This is a genomic window from Belnapia moabensis DSM 16746 (genome assembly GCF_000745835.1).
Taxonomy (GTDB): Bacteria; Pseudomonadota; Alphaproteobacteria; order Acetobacterales; family Acetobacteraceae; genus Belnapia; species Belnapia moabensis.
The window spans coordinates 67,680-86,290 of the sequence record NZ_JQKB01000012.1 but is presented as its reverse complement, the minus strand read 5'-3'; the positions used below and the strand labels follow the sequence as shown (position 1 = coordinate 86,290).

Below are 18,611 nucleotides of genomic sequence, written 5' to 3'. Positions count from 1 at the left end.
TACCCGGGATGTATGCCTTAAGGACCAATGCAATCTTATGGGGCGCCGGCGCCTCACACCACAACCGGTATTGCCGCCGCGCTTTAGGGGTATCGCAGGATGCAGACCCGTTCCGGAACGAGCGAGGCGTCATCCCATGTTTGACGCCCATTCAGGGGCACCGCGGCAGGCTGCCGGCACCATCCGGCTCGGCTATGGCAAGCATGTCGATCCGCATGTCGCCATCCGGCAATGCGCCGCGGCCATGGGTCCCGTGACCCCGCAGCTGATCCTGGCCTTTTGCGGCGGGCGGCATGGGCCCGAGGCGGTGCAGGCGGCGTTGCGGGAGGAATTCGGCCCGGTGCCCGTCTATGGCGGTTCCGCCGCCGGGGCGATCGGCCGCGACGGCTTCGGCTATGGCGGCTTCGAGATCGGACTCATCGCCTTCGAGGACCCGGCGCTGGTCCCGCAGGCAGTGATCACCCGCAGCCTGCTGGCCGATGCGCGCGCCGCCGGCGAGGAACTGGGCCAGGCCGTCGCCGCCAACGCGGCGGACGGCGCCGCGGTGCTCCTGCTGTTCGACAGCGTCGCCAGCGGCTCCCCGCCCCGGCTGCACCATGCCAGCCGCATCGTCGAAGGCTTCCATCTCGGATCGCGGAACAAGCCCGTCTGCCTGTTCGGCGGCGGGCTGCTGACCGACATGAACCTCTCTGACGGCTGGGTCTTCGACGGCGCCGGCATCGCCAAGCATGCCGCCATCGCCCTGGTCTTCCCGCCCGCCGTCGAGGCCGAGACGGTGATCATGCACGGCTGCCGCCCGGTCAGCTCCTTCATGGAGATCACCCGGATCCAGGGCGCCGAGGTCTATGAGCTCGACGGCAGGCCGGCGCTCGAGGTGATCGAGACGATGCTCGGCCTGCCGCTCGGCGGCTCGCGCGGCCAGGAGCTATCCCTGGTGGCGACGCTCGGCCAGAAGCAGGGCGACCCCTTCGCGCCGCATGACGAGAATGCCTATGTCAACCGCCTCATCCTGCGCGCCAACCCGGCGACCGGCTCGGTGACACTGTTCGAGCCGGATTTTGCCGAGGGCGACCGGGTGCAGATCATGAGCCGCGACAACCGGCTGATGCTCGATTCCGTCGAGCGCGGCGTGGCCGATGCCAACCGGCGCCTGGTCGGGCCGGACAGCCTGCTCGCCCTCTACATCGACTGCGCCGGACGGGCCAGCGCGCGCAGCGGCGCGCCGATCGAGGAGGCGGAGGTCATCCGCCATGGCCTCGATGCCAGCCTGCCCTTCCTCGGCTTCTATTCGGGCGTGGAGATCGCGCCCTTCGCCAACCAGCCGAGCCGACCACTCGACTGGACCGGCGTCCTAGCCGTGCTGCGGAGGCGCTCCTGATGGCAACCAGCGCGCCGCTCGCCTCCCTCGGCCAGATCGAACGCGAACTCGCCTACTACCGGCGCGAGTGCAACGACCTCGGTGCCCGGCTGCTGCGCCTGCAGGAGGAGCAGAGCCAAGCCTTCCGCGAGGCACGCCGCAGCCGCACCGTGGCGAAGCTCATCCGCGAGGCCTATCGCCTGGCCGACATGCACATGACGTCGGAGGAGATCGGCGCCTCGCTGCTCGAAGTGATCGTCGAGAACGCGCTCTGCGACGGCGCCGCCCTGCTGCAGCAGGACCCAACGGACGATGGCTGCTTCCGCGTCGTCCATGCCATCGGCCAGGTCGCCGTCCCGACCCTCCGCCTGCCGATGCCGCCCGGCTTCTTCTTCACCACCTCCCGCAGCGTGCTGGAGCCGCAGGCCTATGCGCTGACCAGCATCCTCGGCCTGCCCTACATCCTCTGGGCCCATGACCGCTCCACCGGCCATGCGCTCATCCTCGGCAACCGGTCCGAGAGCAATGTCAGCCGGCCCTACGAGCCGGGCGACCAGGAGCTGATCGAGGGCGCGCTCTCGGTCTATATCGACGTGCTGCTGCGCAAGCAGGGCGAGACGGAATTGCGCGCCGCCAAGGCCGCGGCCGAGCGGGCGAGCGAGGCGCGCGCCCGCTTCCTCGCCACCCTCACGCATGAGCTGCGGACGCCGCTGACCGCCATCATCGGCTTCTCCGAAATGATGCTCCCCGGCTCGCGCTACAACCTGAGCCAAGGGGATGTCGGGCGCTATTCCGGCCATATTCAGGATGCCGGCAGGCACCTGCTGGCGCTGATCGACGGCATCCTCGACTATTCCAGCCTGGAGCAGGCGCTGCCGCAGCTCTCCCCGCAATGGCTGCCGGCCGATTCGGTGCTGGCGGAGACGGTGAGCCTGGTCGGCGGCGTGGCGCGGACGCGGGACGTGGCGGTCGAGCTTCTCCCCTCGGAGCAGCCGGTCGCGGTCTTCGTCGATCCGCTGCGCTTCCGCCAGGTGCTGCAGAACCTGCTCGGCAACGCGGTGAAATTTGCCCCGGCCGGCAGCGTGGTGGAGGTTTCGGTCGGGCGAGAAGCCGATGCTGGCGTCGTCTTCAGCGTGCGGGACCACGGCATCGGCATGCGTCCGGAGGACATCCCTCGTGCGCTGGAGCCCTTCCAGCAGCTCGACAGCGGCCAGACGCGCAAGGTCGGCGGCATCGGCCTCGGCCTGCCGATCGCCAAGGGGCTGGCCGAGGCGCATGGCGGCAGCCTGACGCTGGAGAGCGTGCTGGGGGAGGGGACCACTGCGCGGGTGACGCTGCCGGCGGAGCGGGTGCGCGACCAACCCTGCCGCTAGAACAGACACCAAGCCGAAGCGGCTTCGCCTTGCATGGCATGGGTGACGCCGCTCCAGGCCCGATCGTCCGGCCGCCCGGCTGCCTGGCTTGCCTGCCGGCCGCCTTCCGGCCATAGGATGTCCGCCATGGACATCCGCACCCTCGGCGTGGTCGGCCTCGGCAATATGGGCCTCGGAATGGCGTCCAGCCTCGCCCGGGCCGGCTTCGCCGTCGAAGGCTACGACATCGACCCGGCCCGGCGGGACGCCGCCGAGGCCGCCGGCATCCGCTTCCGGACCGGCCTCGCCGAACTGCTCGGCGCCGCCGATGCGCTGGTTTTCTCGCTCCCCTATGCCCGTGATGTGGAGGCCGTCGTCACCGCCCCCGGCGGGCTGCTGGAGCGGCGCGACCGCAAGGTGGTGGTGATCGACACCTCCACCTCCGACCCCGGCACCTCCCGCCGCCTCGCCGCGCGGCTGGCCGAGGCCGGGCATGGCCTGCTCGACGCGCCGGTGAGCGGCGGCCCCTCCGGTGCGGCCTCGGGCACCCTCACAATGATGATCGGCGGCGAGGCGGCGGACCTCGCGCTGGTCGAGGGCGTCCTCGCCGCCCTGTCGGGCAAGGTGATGCATGTCGGCCCCTCCGGCGCCGGCAACATCGCCAAGCTCGTCAACAACATGCTGGTCGCCGCGCATCTGGTGACGACCGGCGAGGCCCTGCGCCTGGCCGAAGCCGCCGGCCTCCCCGCCGAGGCCGTCCTGCCCGTCGTCAATGCCGCGACCGGCCGCAGCGCGGTGAGCGAGGCAATGGTCCCGCGCTGGGTCCTGCCCGGCAGCTTCGACAGCGGCTTCTCCGCCGGGCTGATGCGCAAAGATGTCGGCCTCGCCATGGCGCTCGCCGAGGAGGTCGGCTGCCCCCTGCCGCTCAACGCCGCCGCCGCCCGCATCTGGGCGGAGGCGCGCGACCGCATCGCCGATGCGGACGACTTCACCCGCATGGCCGATTTCCGCGCCCCGCCTACGAGCTGAGCTCAATCGCGGAAGGCGCGGCGGATGAAGCTGCGGAGCGGCGCCATCACCATGCTGATCGGCGTGCGGGGCGTGCCGAGGATGTAGAGCTCCGCCGGCATGCCGGCGACGAGCTGCACCTCCGGCACCAGTGCCAGCGCATGCGGGTCGAGTTCGACGCGCACCATGACATAGGGCTCGCCGCCACCCGTGGGCGTGATCGCATCGGCGCCGACGGTGCTGACATGGCCATGCACCATCGGCACGCTGCGCATCTTGTAGGGCGTCAGCCGGATGTTGACGCGCTGCCCGACCGTGACCCGCTCCGTGCCCTGCTGCATGACCCTGCCTTCCAGCACCAGCCGGTCCGCGGCCGGGACCAGATCGAGGATGGGCTGGCCCGGAAGGATGCTGGCGCCCGGGGTGAAGGCCTGGATATTGGTCACGCGGCCTGCCTCCGAGGCCAGGAGTTCGCGCCGGTCCAGCACATCCTGCGTCGAGCGAAGCTGCTGCTGCGCGGCGGCGATGGCCGCCTCGTTCGCCTGGATGGCGGCGGCGATGTCGGCGAGGCGTTGCAGCCGCAGCCCGTCCAGCTGCCGCTGCGCCTGGAGGATGCCTTCGCGCAGCCGCGCCTCCTGCGCCTCCGCCTGACCGATGGCGGCGGCGAAGCTCGCCTCCTGCTGCTGCAGGTTCAGGATCAGGAAGCGCGAGGCGAAGCCCTCGGTCAGCAGCCGATTGTAGCCGGCGATCTGCTCCCGCACCGCCAGCACCTGCCGCGCCGCGCCTTCGCGCTGCGCCCGGATGCCGGCGGCCTGTTCACGCAGCTGGCCAATGGCCCGCTGCTGCACCGCCACCTGCCCGTCGAAGGCGGCCCAGCGGGCGGCGAACAGCGCCTGCTCGGCCTGGAGGAAAATGGCGATGGCCGGATCCGCCTTCGCCTCGGCGACGAGGTCGTCCGGGACGGCGAGCTGCCGCTGCTCGGCCTGCTCGCCGGCCAGGCGGGCGGCGCGGGCGCGGCCGCTCCAATAGGCGGCGCGGGCCCGGATGGCATCGGCCTCAGCCTGGGTGACGTCGAGCTGCAGCAGCGGCTGCCCGGCCTGCACCAGGCTGCCCTCCTGCACCATGATCCGCCGCAGGATGCCCGGCTCCAGCAGGTTCACCGTCTTCCGCCGGCCTTCGGGGACGAGCTGTGCCGCTGCCGGCACGGCCTGCTCCATCCGGGTCATCGTCGCCCAGCCGAGGAAGGGAATCAGCGTCAGCCCGAGCCCCAGCGCGGTCAGCCGCAGCATATGGCCGAGGCCCGGGCGCTGCACCGACAGCCCGACCTGCTGGCGCAGCACCTCGAGCGGCACCGGGGGCAGGGCGGTGGGCCAGCCTTGCGGGACCATGAGCTGCAACGGGGGTCACTCCTTCTCGGCGGGCCCTGCGGCTGGGCGATGCGGGGCCAGCACCTTCTAGTTGCTGTGCTTTACCAGTCTTTTGCTGAAAAGGCGCGTGGCGTGGCGGCACCGATGTGACCCGGATGCCACGCTCTGCCGGCCGCGATCCGGATGCCGTCCGGGGCGAACGGCTGGAGAACGCCGTTCCGCGGCGTGTCGGCGCCATCGGTCTCACCACCTGTCCCAAGGCTTATCCCCAGCTTTCTCCACGGCATTGGGGATAAGCTCGTGCTTGACCCGACCGGTTCCGCATCGGCAGCGTCAGTCCCGGGCAGCCAGCAGGCCGGAGACGAGGCAGCGGAAGGCATCCACGGCGCTGGCGAGGACAGCGGGCGGATCCTCCGCGGCGGCGACCCAAAGCGCGGCGTTGAGCGCGGCGCCGTTGACCAGCCGGGCCGCTGCCTCGGCATCCACGGGCCGGACCGTGCCCGACGCGATCAGCGCCTCGATCGCCCTCGTGGTCTCCTGGAGGCAGGCGTTCTGGCCCGGCCACTGCGACGGGTCGCCGAGCACGGCCGGGCCATCCAGCAGCACGACCCGTTGGATCTCCGGCTCCAGGGCCAGCTCGATATAGGCGATGCATTCCGCCAGGAAGCCGAGCCAGGGGGTGTCCTCCCGCTCCCGCGCGATGCGCGCCTTGGCCACCATCTCCGCGTCGAGCTGCTCGATCACGGCGCGGAGCAGGCCCTTTTTGTCGCCGAAATTATGGTAGAGCGCGCCCCTGGTCAGCCCGGCCGCCGCGGTCAGCTCGTCCATCGAGGCCGCGGCATAGCCCTGCTCGGCGAAGGCCCTCCGCGCGGCCCGGATGAGCTTGGCCCGGGTCTCCTCCATCATCCGCGCACGCTGTCCGGCCGCCATCGGCATCTCCCGAATTCCGCATACGCCATGCATGCCGGTTGACATACAATGCGTATGTGTTCAAGTCTCCGCATACGAGGCGTATATGAACCTTGCCTCGCCGCCGGGAAAGGGTCCCGGCGCGTCCAGATGAGGAGCCCGGACATGGCCAAACGCGACGCGATCTTCCCGCCCGGACGGGAAGCGCTTTACGAGAAGCACCGCTATTCCGCGGCGATCCGGTCGGGTGACCTGCTCTTCGTCTCCGGCCAGGTCGGCAGCCGCGAGGACGGCTCGCCGGAGCCGGATTTTGCGAAGCAGGTCGAGCTGGCCTTCCATCGGCTCAATGCGGTGCTGAAGGCGGCGGGGTGCAGCTTCGACGACGTGGTTGACGTGACCACCTTCCACACCGACCCGGAGGAGCAGTTCGAGACGGTGATGGCCGTCCGAGACAAGGCCATTGGTGCGCCGCCCTATCCGAACTGGACCGCAGTCGGCGTAACCTGGCTTGCGGGCTTCGACTTCGAGATCAAGGCCATCGCGCGCATCCCGCAGGCCGCCTGACGGCGCCGGGCGGCGGCGGCCCTCAGCCCAGCCGCAGCCGCGCCTCGGTGGCCAGCCGGTCCGCCCGCTCGTTCATCGGGTCGCCGGCATGGCCGCGCACCCAGCGCCACTCCACCTCATGCGGCTTGGCCGCTGCCAGCAGCCGCTGCCATAGCGCCATGTTGGCGACCGGCTCCTTCGCCGAGTTGCGCCAGTTGTTGCGAACCCAGCCGTTGATCCAGCGGCTGATGCCGTTCCGCACATATTCGCTGTCGGTGTGCAGCACGACGCGGCACGGCCGCTTCAGCGCCTCGAGCGCGCTGATCGCCGCCATCAGCTCCATGCGGTTGTTGGTCGTCGCCGCGTCGCCGCCGGAGAGCTCCCGCTCCGTCCCGCCATAGCGGAGGATCGCCGCCCAGCCGCCGGGGCCAGGGTTGGGCTTGCAGCCGCCATCGGTCCAGATCTCGACCGGTGCTTGCGTCTCGTCAGAGGCCAAGGGCGCCCGGTCCTTCGGCAGCGGCGAAGAAGCGGAGCTTCGCCAGGTATTCCAACGGGTCCTTCCGCGTCACCAGCGCCCCGGCCGGCGTCGCCGTCCAGTCGTAGAGGCGCGTCAGCAGGAAGCGGATGGCCGCCCCGCGGCACAACACCGGCAGCGCCGCCCGCTCCTCGGCGATGAGCGGGCGGATGCGCTGGTAGGCGGCGAGCACCGCATGCGCCCGCGTCACGTTGTAGGCGCCGTCCGCATCGAAGCACCAGGCATTGAGGCAGACGGCGATGTCGTAGGCGAGAAGGTCGGTACAGGCGAAGTAGAAGTCGATCAGCCCGGATACCTCGGGCTTCCCGCCCGCCCCCGGCAGGAAGAAGACATTGTCCGGGAAGAGGTCGGCATGGATCTGCCCGACCGGTAGAAGCCCCGGCGCCGGCCAGGCCTCGAGGATCGCCGCCAGCCGCCCGTCCAGCTCGGCAACGAGGCCCGGCTGCACCGCATCGCCGCCTGCGCGGCACCGGTCCAGCAGCGGCCCCCAGCTCGCAGGTCCCAACCCGTTCGCTCGCTCGGCCCCAAAGTCGGCCCCCGCTGCATGCAGCCGCGCCAAGGCCTCGCCGAGCGGCGCGCCATGCTCAGGCCGCACCCGCCGCGGCCAGACGCCGGGGAGGAAGGTGCAGATCGCCGCCGGTCGCCCGGCCAGCTCGCGCAGTGCCACCCCGTCCCGCGCCTGCACCGGCTGCGGGCAGCGGATGCCGCGCCCCGCCAGATGCTCCATCAGCCCGAGGAACCAGGGCAGCTCCGCCGGATCGACGCGCTTCTCGTAAAGCGTGAGGATGAAGTCACCGGCCTCGGTCTTCAGCGCGTAGTTGGAATTCTCCACTCCTTCCGCGATGCCGCGGAAGGCGAGCAGCCCGCCGAGCGGATAAGCGGCGAGGAACGCGCGCAGCGCCTCGTCGGTGACTTCGGTATAGACGGCCATCGACGGGTCAGCGCGCGCCTTCGGTCTGCAGCGCGCCCGGCAGCTTGAAGGTGATGGTCTCCTCCGCCACCACCACCTCCTCGATGACCAGGGTGAAGCGCTCGCGTAGCCGGGTCAGCACCTCCTCCACCAGCACCTCGGGCGCGCTGGCGCCGGCGGTGACGCCGATGGTGGTGAGCCCCTCGGCCAGCGACAGGTCGAGGTCCCGCCCCCGCTGCACCATCACCGCCTTCGGGCAGCCGGCCCGCTCGGCGACCTCGACCAGCCGCAGCGAGTTGGAGGAATTCGGCGCCCCCACCACCACCATCAGCTCCGCCCGGTCGGCGATCGCCTTCACCGCCGCCTGGCGGTTGGTGGTGGCGTAGCAGATATCCTCCTTTGCCGGCGCGTGGATCTCGGGGAAGCGCTCGCGCAGCGCCGCCACGATATCCGTGGTGTCATCGACCGAGAGGGTGGTCTGGGTGATGAAGGCGAGCGGCACGTCGCCCGGCACCGGCGCGGTGCGGGCCTGGGCGGCATCCTCGATCAGGGTGACGGTGCCCTCGGGCAGCTGCCCCATGGTACCGACCACCTCCGGGTGCCCGGCATGGCCGATCAGCAGGATGTGCCGGCCGCGGGTGAAGTGCTGCTCCGCCTCGCGATGCACCTTGCTGACCAGCGGGCAGGTCGCATCCAGGTAGAAGAGCTTGCGGCGGCTGGCCTCGGCCGGAACCGATTTCGGCACGCCATGGGCGGAGAAGACGACCGGCGCATCATCCGGCACCTCGTCCAGCTCCTCGACGAAAATGGCGCCCTGCCGCTCCAGGCTCTCCACCACGAAGCGGTTGTGGACGATCTCGTGCCGGACATAGACGGGGGCGCCGTAGCGGCGGATCGCCTCCTCCACAATTTTGATCGCTCGGTCCACGCCGGCGCAGAAGCCGCGGGGGCCGGCGAGAAGGACGTTCAGCCGGGGCAGGTTGCGCTCGGGCGCGTGGGGGTGCAGGTCCATGGTGCCTCTCGCTCGCTGGCGCTATTTGCCGTGCCGAAGGGCCGGCGGGCACAGTGGGCGGGGCGCACACTAGCGGCCCGCCGTCCGGGCTCAAGGGGGATATGGTGATGCGGTCGAGAGTTGTCCTGTTGGCGCTGCTTCTGGCCGGGTGTGGCGCCGGCACCGGTACCCAATTGCCGATCGCCTGCCCGAATCCGGGGCTGCTGGGGGAGGGGTCCGACCTCACCCGCTACCGCCCCGGCGCACCGCCGGACCTCACCGGTCTCGATTATGACGCGAAGCTGGTCAGCATCAACGGCAGCTGCAAGGCCGGGCGGGGCGAGCGTAGCATAGAGATGCAGATGACCGCCGGCTTCAGCGTGGAGCGCGGCCCGGCCTCCGAGGGGCGGGCGGTCGATCTGCCCTGGTTTGTCGCCGTGCTCGACCGGCAGACGGACACCATCCTCAGCCGGCAGAATTTCACCGACCGGGTGGCCTTCGGCCGCAACGAGACGCGGACCACGGTGGACAGCGCGCCGGTCTCCATCACCCTGCCGGTCGGCGCGAATCGGCGTGCGGGCGACTACCGCATCCTCGTCTCCTTCCAGCTCACCGAGCAGGACCTGGCGCTGAACCGCCGCCGCGGGCCGCGCTGATCGCCGCTTGAAAGCCCGGCCCCGGCCGGGCTAGACAGTCGCACCCGCAGATGCCGCGCGGGAGAGAGGGGTGGCGACACCCCCGCCGAAGGCGCAACCGGCCCCCGGAAACGCTCAGGCAGAAGGGCCGCGCGGAGAAGGGACCTCTGGAAAGCCTGGTGCCGCGAGGCACCGGCACCGAAGGAGTAAGGCCCGGCCCAAGGCCGCCAGCCGAATCTCTCAGGTTCCCGGACAGAGGGGGGCCACGGACTTCAACTCACGCCGCAGATGCGGCCGGGGGACCCGTGGCCGAGACCGAATCGCTGCTCGAGACGCCGCTCGCCGGCCTGCACCGCGCCCTCGGCGGCCGGATGGTCGCCTTCGCCGGCTATGCCATGCCGGTGCAATACCCGGCCGGAATCATGGCCGAGCACCTGCATGTCCGCAGTGCCGCCGGCCTGTTCGACGTCTCCCATATGGGCCAAGCCGAACTGGTCGGCGAAGGCGCGGCGGCCGCGCTGGAGCGGGTGACCCCCGCCGACATCCAGGCGCTGAAGCCCGGCCGCCAGCGCTACGGCCTGCTGATGACGCAGGACGGCGGCATCTTCGACGACTTCATGGTGGCCAATCGCGGCGACCGCCTCTTCCTCGTCGTCAATGCCAGCCGCAAGCATGACGACTTCGCCCTGATCGAATCGGTGCTGCCTGCGGGCGTCACCCTCCGCCGCCTCCCGGACCGCGCCCTGCTCGCCCTCCAGGGGCCCGGCGCCGCGGCCGCCATCGGCCCGCTCGCCCCGGCGCTGACAGCGCTCTCCTTCATGGGCATTGCCGAGACGGAGATCGAGGGCATCCCCGTCATCGCCAGCCGCAGCGGCTATACCGGCGAGGATGGCTGGGAGATCAGCGCCCCCGCCGAATCGGCCGAAGCCTTGGCAAAGCTCCTGCTCGCCCTGCCCGGCGTACAGCCCGCCGGCCTCGGCGCCCGCGATTCGCTGCGGCTCGAGGCCGGGCTCTGCCTCTACGGCACCGATATCGACGAGGCGACGAGCCCGGTCGAGGCCGCCCTTACCTGGTCCATCGGCAAGCGCCGCCGCATGGAGTGGGACTTCCCCGGCGCCGAGCGCGTCCGCGAGGAACTGGCCAACGGCACCGCGCGTGTGCGCGTCGGCCTCCGCCCCGAAGGGCGCCAGCCCGCCCGCGGCGAGACGATGATCCACGCCCCCGGGGGCGAGACCATCGGCAGCGTCACCTCCGGCGGCTTCGGCCCCTCGCTCGGCGGGCCGATGGCCATGGGCTACGTCGCCCGCTCCCATGCCACCGATGGCACCCCCATCGAGCTGATCGTGCGCGGCAGGCCGCTTGCGGCCCGCATCGCGCCCATGCCCTTCGTTCCCCACCGCTACGCCCGCTGAGGACATCGACCCATGCCAGAGCTGAAATACACCCAGGACCATGAGTGGGTGCGGGCCGACGGCGATGCCGCCACCATCGGCATCACCGACCATGCCCAGAACGCCCTCGGCGACGTGGTCTTCGTCGACCTGCCCGAGGTCGGGCGCGAGGTCGCGGCCGGCGAGGCCATCGCCGTGGTCGAGAGCGTGAAGGCCGCCTCCGATGTCTACGCCCCGATCGCCGGCCGCATCGTCGAGGTGAATTCGGCCCTCACCGACGACCCGGGCCTCATCAACCGCGAGCCGACCGGCGAGGGCTGGTTCTTCAAGATCGAGCCGTCCGACGCTTCTTCCATCGCCGCGCTGATGGACGAGTCGGCCTACGCCGCCTTCGTGGACAGCCAGGCATGAGCGCCCTCGCCGAACTGGCGGCCCTCGAGGAAGGCACCGAATTCGCCCGCCGCCATATCGGCCCGGGCCCGGACGACATCACCGAGATGCTGCGCATCGTCGGCGCCGCCAGCCTCGAGGAGATGGCCGCCCGCACCGTCCCCGCCGCCATCGCCGGGGCCGACCTCTCCGCCCTGCCGCCGCCGGCGACCGAAGCCGAGGTCATCGCCGAGCTGCGTGCCCTCTCGGAGCGCAACAGCCGGGTGAAGTCGCTGATCGGCCTCGGCTATCACGGCACCCACACCCCGCCGGTGATCCTGCGCAACGTGCTGGAGAATCCCGGCTGGTACACCGCCTACACGCCCTACCAGGCGGAGATCGCCCAGGGGCGGCTGGAGGCGCTGGTCAACTTCCAGACCATGGTCGCCGACCTGACCGGCCTGCCCGTCGCCAACGCCTCCCTCCTCGACGAGGGCACGGCGGCGGCCGAGGCGGTTGCGCTCGCCCATGCGGCGCATAAGGGCAAGTCGGCCACGCTGCTGGTCGCCGCCGACCTGCATCCGCAAACCCTCGCCGTCGTCCGCACCCGCGCCGAGCCGGTCGGCATCAAGGTGATCGTCGCCCCACCCGCCGGCATCGCCGAGGCAGCCGCGGCCGAGAAGCCCTTCGCCCTGCTGCTGAACTACCCCGGCACCACCGGCGAGATCCGCGACCTCGCGCCCGAGATCGCCGCCGTCCAGGCCGTAGGTGGCCTCGCCATCGTCGCCGCCGACCCGCTCTCGCTCTGCCTGCTGACGCCGCCCGGCGAGATGGGCGCCGATGTCGTCATCGGCAGCACCCAGCGCTTCGGCGTCCCCCTCGGCTATGGCGGCCCGCACGCCGCCTATATGGCGGTGAAGGACGGGCTCAAGCGCCTGCTCCCTGGCCGCCTCGTCGGCGTCTCCGTCGATGCCGCCGGCAACCCGGCCATGCGCCTCGCCCTGCAAACCCGCGAGCAGCACATCCGCCGCGAGAAGGCGACCTCCAACATCTGCACCGCCCAGGTGCTGCTGGCGGTGATGGCCGGCATGTACGCCGTCTGGCACGGGCCGGAGGGGCTGGCGCGCATCGCCCGCCGCGTGAACCTCCAGGCGCGGCTGCTGGCCGATGCCGCCCGGCGCGGCGGCCTCACCCTGCGTCACGATACCTTCTTCGACACCATCGCCATCGAGGCGGGTGACCGTGCCGACGCGCTGATGCAGGGCGCATTCGACCGCGGCTTCAACCTCTGGCGCGTCGACCAGGGCTGCGTCTCCATCGCCCTCGACGAGACGGTGACGCGCGACGAGCTCGCCGCGCTGGCCGAGCTGCTCTGCGCCGGCACGCTTGACGCGCTGAGCCCCGAGGCCAGCCTGCCCGAGGCGCTCGCCCGCCGCACCCCCTACCTCACCGCCGAGGTCTTCCGCAGCCATCACTCCGAGCATGCGATGCTGCGCTACCTCAAGCGGCTCGAGGACAAGGACGTCGCGCTGAACCGCAGCATGATCCCGCTCGGCTCCTGCACGATGAAGCTGAACGCGACGGCGGAGATGATCCCCGTCACCTTCCCCGGCTTCGCCAATATCCATCCCTTCGCGCCCGAGGACCAGGCCGAGGGCTACTTCGCCATGATCAAGCGGCTGGAGTCCTGGCTTTGCGCCGTCACCGGCTTCGCCGCCGTCTCGCTCCAGCCGAATGCCGGCAGCCAGGGCGAATATGCCGGCCTGCTCGCCATCCGCGCCTGGCACCGCGCCCAGGGCAACGACCAGCGCGATGTCTGCTTGATTCCCTCCAGTGCCCACGGCACCAATCCGGCCAGTGCGGTGATGGCGGGGATGAAGGTCGTCGTCGTCGGCTGCGACCGCGACGGCAATGTCGATCTGAAGGACCTGGAGGCCAAGGCCGCGCAGAATGCCGAGAGGCTCGCCGCGCTGATGGTGACCTACCCCTCTACCCATGGCGTCTTCGAGGAGCAGATCCGCGAGATTTGCGCCCTGATCCATAGCCATGGCGGTCAGGTCTACATGGACGGCGCCAACATGAACGCCCAGGTCGGCCTCACCTCGCCGGCCGCCATCGGCGCCGATGTCTGCCACCTGAACCTGCACAAGACCTTCTGCATCCCGCATGGCGGCGGCGGCCCGGGCGTCGGCCCGATCGGCGTCGCCGCGCATCTGGCGCCGCATCTGCCGAACCATCCCTTCCACCGCGGCGCCGGCCCGGCGACGGGCTACGGCCCGGTCTCCTCGGCGCCCTTCGGCAGTGCCGCCATCCTGCCCATCTCCTACGCCTATATCCGCATGATGGGCGCCGAGGGGCTGACGCGGGCGACGCAGGTGGCGATCCTCTCCGCCAACTACATCGCCCGGCGGCTGGAAGGGCACTTCCCCGTGCTCTATCGCGGCCTGCGCGGCATGGTGGCGCATGAGTGCATCCTCGACTGCCGCGGCTTCCAGCAGGGCGGCGGCGTCATGGTCGAGGACATCGCCAAGCGCCTGCAGGACTACGGCTACCACGCACCGACCATGTCCTGGCCCGTCTCCGGCACGCTGATGGTGGAGCCCACCGAGAGCGAGCCGAAGGAGGAGCTGGACCGCTTCTGCGATGCCATGATCGCCATCCGCGCCGAGATCCGCGCGGTGGAGCAGGGCCGCAGCGACCGCGCCGACAACCCGCTGAAGAACGCGCCCCACACCGCCGCCGAGGTCATGGCGAGCGAGTGGACGCATCCCTACAGCCGCGAGGAAGCGGCTTTCCCGCTCCACTTCGTCCGCGGCAACAAGTACTGGCCGCCGGTGAAGCGCGTGGACAACGTTTATGGCGACCGCAACCTGGTTTGCACCTGCGCGCCGCTCGAGGCCTATGCGGAGCGGATGCACCTCCAGGCCGCCGAGTGACGGTGCGGCCCTGGCGGCGGACGGCCAACCGCACCGTCCACCGCGACCGCTGGGTCCATCTCCGCGCCGAATCCTGGGAAACCGGGGACGGCGCGGTCCTCGACCCCTGGTACATGCTCGACTGGCCCGATGTGGTGAATGTCGTGGCGCTGACGCCGGATGACCGGCTGGTGCTGGTGCGCCAGTTCCGTCCGGGCCTCGGCGCCATCGCGCTCGAACTCCCCGGCGGCATGGTCGAGGCGGAGGAGGCTGACCCGACCGAGGCCGCCCGCCGCGAATTCACCGAGGAGACGGGCTACGATGCTCCCTCCTTCCACCTCGTCGCCAGCCTGCGGAACGACCCCGCCCATGCCGGCAACCGTGTCCATGTCGTCCTCGCCGAGGGCGCCGTCCCCACCGCCGCCCAGCGCCTCGACCATGGCGAGGAGATCACCGTCGAGCTGCTGCCCCTGGCCACCGTCCTCGCCGGCCTGGCCGAGGGATTGATCGGCAATGCCAACCATGTGGGTAGCCTCTTGCTCGCCCTGCAGGAACGCGCTCGGATAGGCACCTGAAGGGGAGGGACGCCTCCATGCCGCATGTCTTCGCCGCCGCCCACGCTGCGCGGCTGCCCAATCGGCCCGGCTGCATCTCCGTCGATGTCTTCCGCCACGGCTCGCTCGACATGCGCTGGTATGCCCCCTTCGGCATGGGCAACCAGACGCCGCATGACCACGACGAGGTTTATGTCATCGCCTCCGGCGAGGAGCATTTCCGCTGCGACGGCGACCCCACCCCCTGCCGCGCCGGCGACCTGCTCTTCGCTCCGGTCGGCAGCGATCATCGGTTTGAGGATTTCTCGGCCGATTTCGGCGCCTGGATGATGTTCTACGGACCGAAGGGCGGCGAGGCCGCCTGAACCGCCAGCGGCACGCGGCGTTCCGCCCGGGTGAACCCTTCCCGGACCCGATGCAGCGCCGCCGCCTCCTCGCCCTCGCGGGCCTCGCCACGATCCCTGCTCCCCTGGCCGCCGTGCCCGCGCCCATGATCCGCGAGGACTGGACCGACCCGGCCCGCAACCGCCGCCTGCCGGTGCTGATTCGCCTGCCCGATGCCGAGGCGCCAGCGCCCGCGGTGCTGGTCTCCCACGGCCTCGGCGGCTCGCGCGAAGGGCTCGCCTATCTCGGCCAGGCGCTGGCCGAAGCCGGCTTCCTCGTCCTCCACATCCAGCATCCCGGCACCGATGCCGGCATCTGGCAGGGCCGGGCCGACATCTCCGCCACCATGGCCGCCGCCGCGCTCGATGCCGGCCAGGCCTTCGCCCGGTTGCAGGACGGCATCTTCGCCCTGGACGAGCTGACCCGCCGCCCCGGCCTGCGGGAGCGGGTGGATGCCTCCCGCCTCGCCATCGCCGGCCATTCCTACGGCGCCTGGCTGGTGCAGCACCTGCTGGGCCAGCGCCTGCCCGGCGGCGACCACGGCCTCTCCTTGCCGGATGTGCGGCTGAAGGCCGGCGTCGCCCTCTCGCCCATCCCGCCGCGCGGCCTTTCGCCCCGCTACGCCTTCGGCCGCATTGCCCGGCCGATGCTGCATGTCACCGGCACGCTCGATTCCGGCTTCATCGACGGCGCCACGGCGGAGGACCGGGAACTGCCCTTCCGCTCCATCAGCGGCCCGCCCCAGGCACTGGCCGTGCTGGCCGGCGCCACCCATGCCGCCTTCGCCGATGAGCGCGCCGCCGGCCCGCGCTGGGCCGACCCCACCTTCCACGCCCGCACCGCTGGCCTCGCCGTTGGCTTCCTGCGCGCCACGCTGCTCGGCGATGCCGCCGCGCGCGCGGCGCTGCTCGCCGGCATGCCCGGCCTGCTCGCGCCGGGCGACCGCCTCACCTGCAAGGATTTCGGCTGATGACGGACAAGACCCCGACCGGGGCCTCGGAGACGATGAACTCCGCCGACCCCAAATCGAAGACGACGGCCGAGAAGGTCCAGCAGGGCGGCACCACCACGAACCCGAAGGCCAAGGTGCCTTCCGACCTCTACCCCGACCCGCCCGGCGTCACCGACAGCACACCGGGCGGACGCGACGACTAGCCTTTCAGCCGCGGCGGCTTGATCCCCGCCAGCTCGCACTGCGCGTCGAGCATCGCCGAGAAGTCCTTCTGCCCCCAGCCGCGGCCGCGCGCGCTGCTGAAGGCCTCGCGCGCGATCGCCGCCACCGGCAGCGTCACCTTCGCCGCATTCGCCGCCTGCACGATCAGCGACAGGTCCTTGTGCGCCAGGTCGATGGCGAAGCCCGGCTCCGTGTCGCCCGCGAGCACCTTGTTCGGCCAGTTCACCTTGAGCTGCCCGTTGGTCGCCGTCGTCCCATGCAGCACCTCGAGCGTCTTCTCAAGGTCGAGGCCGAAGGCCGCCGAGAGCGACAGCGCCTCGGCATTCAGCTGGCAGAGGATGATGGCGAGGTAGTTGTTGACCAGCTTGGTCCGCGTCCCCGCGCCCGGCCCGCCGCAATGATGGATGGTGCTGCCCATCGCCTCCAGCAGCGGCTTCACCCGGGCGAAGTCGGCATCGCTCGCGCCCACCATGAAGAGCGACTCGCCCCGGTCCGCATGCCAGGCCAGCCGCCCGACCGGCGCATCGACGAAGCCGATGCCGCGCGCGGCGCAGGCCGCGGCCAGCGCGTCGGTCGTCTCCGGATCGACCGTCGACATGTCCATCACCAGCCCGCCCGGCTTGATGTTGGCGAGGATGCCATCCGCGCCGAGGATCGAGGACTGAACCTCGCGCGGCCCCGGCAGCATGGTCAGCACAACGTCGCTCGCCTGCGCCACGGCGGCCGCGCTGCCGGCCGAGGCCGCGCCCAGCTCCTCCAGCGCCGCCACCGGCCCCGGCGCGATGTCGTGCACCGTCAGCGGATGTTGCTTGCGGCGGATGCTGGAGGCCATGCCCCGGCCCATCCGCCCCAGCCCGATGAACCCGATCCTGTCGCTCATACGTCCCTCCTTGAAGGCGCGCAGACTGGCATCCCGCTGCATGGCGCGGAAGCCACCGGGTCGTTGCGCCAGGGGCGCATTCCGCGCAATCTGGCGCCAGGAAACCGAACCAAGGGAGTCATCCTGCATGAATCGCCGCCGCTTCATCGCGACGGGTGCCGCCGGCACGGCCGGCGCCGCTGTGCTGGCCACGCCGAACCTCGCCTCCGCCCAGCCGCGCATCCGCTGGCGCTGCCCGGGCAGCTTCCCGAAATCCCTCGACACGCTCTACGGCACGCAGGAATTCATCGCGCGGCGCGTCTCGGAGATGACGGACGGCGCCTTCCAGATCCAGGTCTTCGGCCCGGGCGAGCTGGTCCCGGCCCTGCAGGTGCTCGACGCCGCCGGCAACGGTAATGTCGAGTGCGGCTTCACCAGCGGTTACTACTATCTCGGCAAGGACCCCTCGCTGGCGATCGTCACCTGCCTTCCCTTCGGCCTCTCGACGCGCCAGCACTGGGCTTGGCTGACCCATGGCGGCGCGCGGGACCTCTATGCCGAGGTCTATCGCGACCAGGGTGTCGTCGGCATCCCGGCCGGCAACACCGCGGCGCAGATGGGCGGCTGGTTCAGGAAGGAGATCAGGTCGGTCGAGGATCTGAAGGGGCTGAAATTCCGCATCGCCGGCTATGGCGGCAACGTCCTCGGCAAGCTCGGCGTGGTGACGCAGCAAATCGGCGGGCCGGACATCTACCCGGCGCTGGAGCGCGGCGTCATCGACGGCGCCGAATGGGTCGGGCCCTATGACGACGAGAAGCTCGGCTTCAACCGCGTCGCCCAGTATTACTACTACCCCGGCTGGTGGGAGTACTCGCCCTCGGTGGACCTGATGGTCAATGCCAAGGCCTATGATGACCTGCCGGCGCATTACAAGGCCGTGCTCAACGCCGCCTGCACCGAGAGCTGGCATTGGATGGCGGCGCGCTACGACGTGCTGAACCCGGCGGCGCTCCGTCGCCTGATCGCCTCCGGCACGCAGCTCCGCGGCTTCCCGCGCGACGTGCTGACCGCCTGCTACAAGGCGAGCCAGGATCTCTATGCCGAGATCGGCGCGACGAATCCGCGCTTCAAGCGCATCCACGAGAAGTGGGATGCCTTCCGGCTGGAGCAGACGCAGTGGCTGCGCGTGGGCGAGGATTCGCTCGGCAACTTCCTCGCCGCCGCGACCGCGCAGCGTTGAAGCAAGCTCCGGCCGGGCGGCCTGCCCGGCCGGAGCCCACCTCCGCCGATTTCGTCTTCGCCGGTCTCGCTTCCCCTGGCTAGACTTGCCCCAGGCCGCCCCTCCGAGCGCGGCCAGC

General features: G+C 71.0%; 19 protein-coding genes and 2 riboswitches. Of the genes, 13 read left to right on the top strand and 6 right to left on the bottom strand.

Features of this window, described 5'->3' with window-relative positions:
• Positions 1–136 precede the first annotated feature (136 nt).
• The 3 genes from EP26_RS10375 to EP26_RS10365 are packed head-to-tail and all read left to right on the top strand — an operon-like array spanning position 137 to position 3,738.
• Positions 137–1,378 (top strand): FIST signal transduction protein, encoded by a 1,242-nt coding sequence (locus EP26_RS10375; protein WP_043338329.1) that lies wholly within the window; start codon positions 137–139, stop codon positions 1,376–1,378.
• A complete protein-coding gene (locus tag EP26_RS31830) occupies positions 1,378–2,730 on the top strand; it encodes a sensor histidine kinase (RefSeq protein ID WP_052389021.1) in 1,353 nt (450 codons plus the stop codon). The genes EP26_RS10375 and EP26_RS31830 overlap by 1 nt, the downstream gene beginning before the upstream one ends.
• Before the next feature lie 33 nt (positions 2,731–2,763).
• Positions 2,764–3,738 (top strand): NAD(P)-dependent oxidoreductase, encoded by a 975-nt coding sequence (locus tag EP26_RS10365; protein WP_281177076.1) that lies wholly within the window; start codon positions 2,764–2,766, stop codon positions 3,736–3,738.
• A 2-nt stretch (positions 3,739–3,740) separates the two neighbouring features.
• On the opposite strand, the gene EP26_RS10360 is transcribed toward EP26_RS10365, so the two are convergent.
• Together EP26_RS10360 and EP26_RS10355 are read right to left on the bottom strand one after the other, a co-directional pair.
• Positions 3,741–5,105 carry an HlyD family type I secretion periplasmic adaptor subunit gene (locus EP26_RS10360; protein ID WP_245624365.1) on the bottom strand — a complete coding sequence of 455 codons (1,365 nt, stop codon included), beginning with the start codon at positions 5,103–5,105 and terminating at the stop codon, positions 3,741–3,743.
• Positions 5,106–5,417: 312 nt separating this feature from the next.
• On the bottom strand, positions 5,418–6,014 hold the full coding sequence (locus tag EP26_RS10355) for a TetR/AcrR family transcriptional regulator (RefSeq protein WP_043338325.1): 597 nt from the start codon (positions 6,012–6,014) through the stop codon (positions 5,418–5,420).
• Positions 6,015–6,158: 144 nt separating this feature from the next.
• Between EP26_RS10355 and EP26_RS10350 the strand changes: the two genes are divergently transcribed.
• Positions 6,159–6,557: a RidA family protein gene (locus EP26_RS10350; protein WP_043338324.1), complete on the top strand. Its 399-nt coding sequence runs from the start codon at positions 6,159–6,161 to the stop codon at positions 6,555–6,557.
• Positions 6,558–6,579: 22 nt separating this feature from the next.
• On the opposite strand, the gene rnhA is transcribed toward EP26_RS10350, so the two are convergent.
• Genes rnhA through ispH form a run of 3 tightly spaced genes read right to left on the bottom strand, consistent with a single transcriptional unit; the run spans position 6,580 to position 8,993 of the window.
• On the bottom strand, positions 6,580–7,032 hold the full coding sequence (gene rnhA / locus EP26_RS10345) for a ribonuclease HI (protein WP_043338322.1): 453 nt from the start codon (positions 7,030–7,032) through the stop codon (positions 6,580–6,582).
• Positions 7,022–8,002, bottom strand: a complete 981-nt coding sequence (locus EP26_RS10340) for a homoserine kinase (RefSeq protein ID WP_043338319.1) — start codon at positions 8,000–8,002, stop codon at positions 7,022–7,024. The genes rnhA and EP26_RS10340 overlap by 11 nt, the downstream gene beginning before the upstream one ends.
• Positions 8,003–8,009: 7 nt before the next feature.
• Positions 8,010–8,993 (bottom strand): 4-hydroxy-3-methylbut-2-enyl diphosphate reductase, encoded by a 984-nt coding sequence (gene ispH, locus EP26_RS10335; RefSeq protein WP_043338318.1) that lies wholly within the window; start codon positions 8,991–8,993, stop codon positions 8,010–8,012.
• Between the two features lie 107 nt (positions 8,994–9,100).
• On the opposite strand from ispH, the gene EP26_RS10330 reads away from it, so the two are divergent.
• The 8 genes from EP26_RS10330 to EP26_RS10295 all read left to right on the top strand — a co-directional run bounded on the left by EP26_RS10330 (position 9,101) and on the right by EP26_RS10295 (position 16,375).
• Positions 9,101–9,628: a hypothetical protein gene (locus EP26_RS10330; RefSeq protein WP_157033478.1), complete on the top strand. Its 528-nt coding sequence runs from the start codon at positions 9,101–9,103 to the stop codon at positions 9,626–9,628.
• 48 nt (positions 9,629–9,676) lie between these two features.
• A riboswitch (glycine riboswitch) is annotated at positions 9,677–9,768 on the top strand.
• 3 nt (positions 9,769–9,771) lie between these two features.
• A riboswitch (glycine riboswitch) is annotated at positions 9,772–9,866 on the top strand.
• A gap of 46 nt (positions 9,867–9,912) precedes the next feature.
• Complete coding sequence (gcvT, locus tag EP26_RS10325; RefSeq protein ID WP_043338314.1) at positions 9,913–11,019, top strand: glycine cleavage system aminomethyltransferase GcvT; 1,107 nt, start codon at positions 9,913–9,915, stop codon at positions 11,017–11,019.
• Between the two features lie 12 nt (positions 11,020–11,031).
• The gene (gene gcvH / locus EP26_RS10320; protein WP_043338313.1) at positions 11,032–11,409 is read left to right on the top strand and encodes a glycine cleavage system protein GcvH; all 378 of its coding nucleotides are present in this window, start codon (positions 11,032–11,034) and stop codon (positions 11,407–11,409) included.
• On the top strand, positions 11,406–14,303 hold the full coding sequence (gene gcvP / locus EP26_RS10315) for an aminomethyl-transferring glycine dehydrogenase (protein ID WP_043338311.1): 2,898 nt from the start codon (positions 11,406–11,408) through the stop codon (positions 14,301–14,303). The genes gcvH and gcvP overlap by 4 nt, the downstream gene beginning before the upstream one ends.
• A complete protein-coding gene (locus EP26_RS10310; protein WP_043338309.1) occupies positions 14,300–14,857 on the top strand; it encodes an NUDIX hydrolase in 558 nt (185 codons plus the stop codon). Before gcvP ends, EP26_RS10310 begins: the two co-directional genes overlap by 4 nt.
• 17 nt (positions 14,858–14,874) lie before the next feature.
• Positions 14,875–15,201, top strand: coding sequence for a cupin domain-containing protein (locus EP26_RS10305; RefSeq protein ID WP_043338307.1), 327 nt, complete (start codon positions 14,875–14,877; stop codon positions 15,199–15,201).
• 50 nt (positions 15,202–15,251) lie between these two features.
• Positions 15,252–16,190 (top strand): alpha/beta hydrolase family protein, encoded by a 939-nt coding sequence (locus tag EP26_RS34740; protein WP_043338306.1) that lies wholly within the window; start codon positions 15,252–15,254, stop codon positions 16,188–16,190.
• Positions 16,190–16,375, top strand: a complete 186-nt coding sequence (locus EP26_RS10295) for a hypothetical protein (RefSeq protein WP_043338305.1) — start codon at positions 16,190–16,192, stop codon at positions 16,373–16,375. The genes EP26_RS34740 and EP26_RS10295 overlap by 1 nt, the downstream gene beginning before the upstream one ends.
• Here EP26_RS10295 and EP26_RS10290 read toward each other — a convergent pair.
• Positions 16,372–17,274, bottom strand: coding sequence for an NAD(P)-dependent oxidoreductase (locus EP26_RS10290; protein ID WP_043338414.1), 903 nt, complete (start codon positions 17,272–17,274; stop codon positions 16,372–16,374). The two genes, EP26_RS10295 and EP26_RS10290, sit on opposite strands and share 4 nt — an antisense overlap.
• Before the next feature lie 127 nt (positions 17,275–17,401).
• Here EP26_RS10290 and EP26_RS10285 point away from each other — a divergent pair, with 127 nt between their 5' ends.
• The gene (locus EP26_RS10285; RefSeq protein WP_043338303.1) at positions 17,402–18,493 is read left to right on the top strand and encodes a TRAP transporter substrate-binding protein; all 1,092 of its coding nucleotides are present in this window, start codon (positions 17,402–17,404) and stop codon (positions 18,491–18,493) included.
• Positions 18,494–18,611: the final 118 nt, after the last annotated feature.

What these genes read in the sequence shown, in the direction of transcription:
- EP26_RS10375 (WP_043338329.1), top strand. Translation starts at nt 137, where the DNA reads ATGTTTGACGCCCATTCAGGGGCACCGCGGCAGGCTGCCGGCACCATC.
- EP26_RS31830 (WP_052389021.1), top strand. Translation starts at nt 1,378, where the DNA reads ATGGCAACCAGCGCGCCGCTCGCCTCCCTCGGCCAGATCGAACGCGAA.
- EP26_RS10365 (WP_281177076.1), top strand. Translation starts at nt 2,764, where the DNA reads ATGGCATGGGTGACGCCGCTCCAGGCCCGATCGTCCGGCCGCCCGGCT.
- EP26_RS10360 (WP_245624365.1), bottom strand. Translation starts at nt 5,105, where the DNA reads ATGGTCCCGCAAGGCTGGCCCACCGCCCTGCCCCCGGTGCCGCTCGAG.
- EP26_RS10355 (WP_043338325.1), bottom strand. Translation starts at nt 6,014, where the DNA reads ATGGCGGCCGGACAGCGTGCGCGGATGATGGAGGAGACCCGGGCCAAG.
- EP26_RS10350 (WP_043338324.1), top strand. Translation starts at nt 6,159, where the DNA reads ATGGCCAAACGCGACGCGATCTTCCCGCCCGGACGGGAAGCGCTTTAC.
- EP26_RS10340 (WP_043338319.1), bottom strand. Translation starts at nt 8,002, where the DNA reads ATGGCCGTCTATACCGAAGTCACCGACGAGGCGCTGCGCGCGTTCCTC.
- ispH (WP_043338318.1), bottom strand. Translation starts at nt 8,993, where the DNA reads ATGGACCTGCACCCCCACGCGCCCGAGCGCAACCTGCCCCGGCTGAAC.
- EP26_RS10330 (WP_157033478.1), top strand. Translation starts at nt 9,101, where the DNA reads ATGCGGTCGAGAGTTGTCCTGTTGGCGCTGCTTCTGGCCGGGTGTGGC.
- gcvH (WP_043338313.1), top strand. Translation starts at nt 11,032, where the DNA reads ATGCCAGAGCTGAAATACACCCAGGACCATGAGTGGGTGCGGGCCGAC.
- gcvP (WP_043338311.1), top strand. Translation starts at nt 11,406, where the DNA reads ATGAGCGCCCTCGCCGAACTGGCGGCCCTCGAGGAAGGCACCGAATTC.
- EP26_RS10305 (WP_043338307.1), top strand. Translation starts at nt 14,875, where the DNA reads ATGCCGCATGTCTTCGCCGCCGCCCACGCTGCGCGGCTGCCCAATCGG.
- EP26_RS34740 (WP_043338306.1), top strand. Translation starts at nt 15,252, where the DNA reads ATGCAGCGCCGCCGCCTCCTCGCCCTCGCGGGCCTCGCCACGATCCCT.
- EP26_RS10295 (WP_043338305.1), top strand. Translation starts at nt 16,190, where the DNA reads ATGACGGACAAGACCCCGACCGGGGCCTCGGAGACGATGAACTCCGCC.
- EP26_RS10290 (WP_043338414.1), bottom strand. Translation starts at nt 17,274, where the DNA reads ATGAGCGACAGGATCGGGTTCATCGGGCTGGGGCGGATGGGCCGGGGC.
- EP26_RS10285 (WP_043338303.1), top strand. Translation starts at nt 17,402, where the DNA reads ATGAATCGCCGCCGCTTCATCGCGACGGGTGCCGCCGGCACGGCCGGC.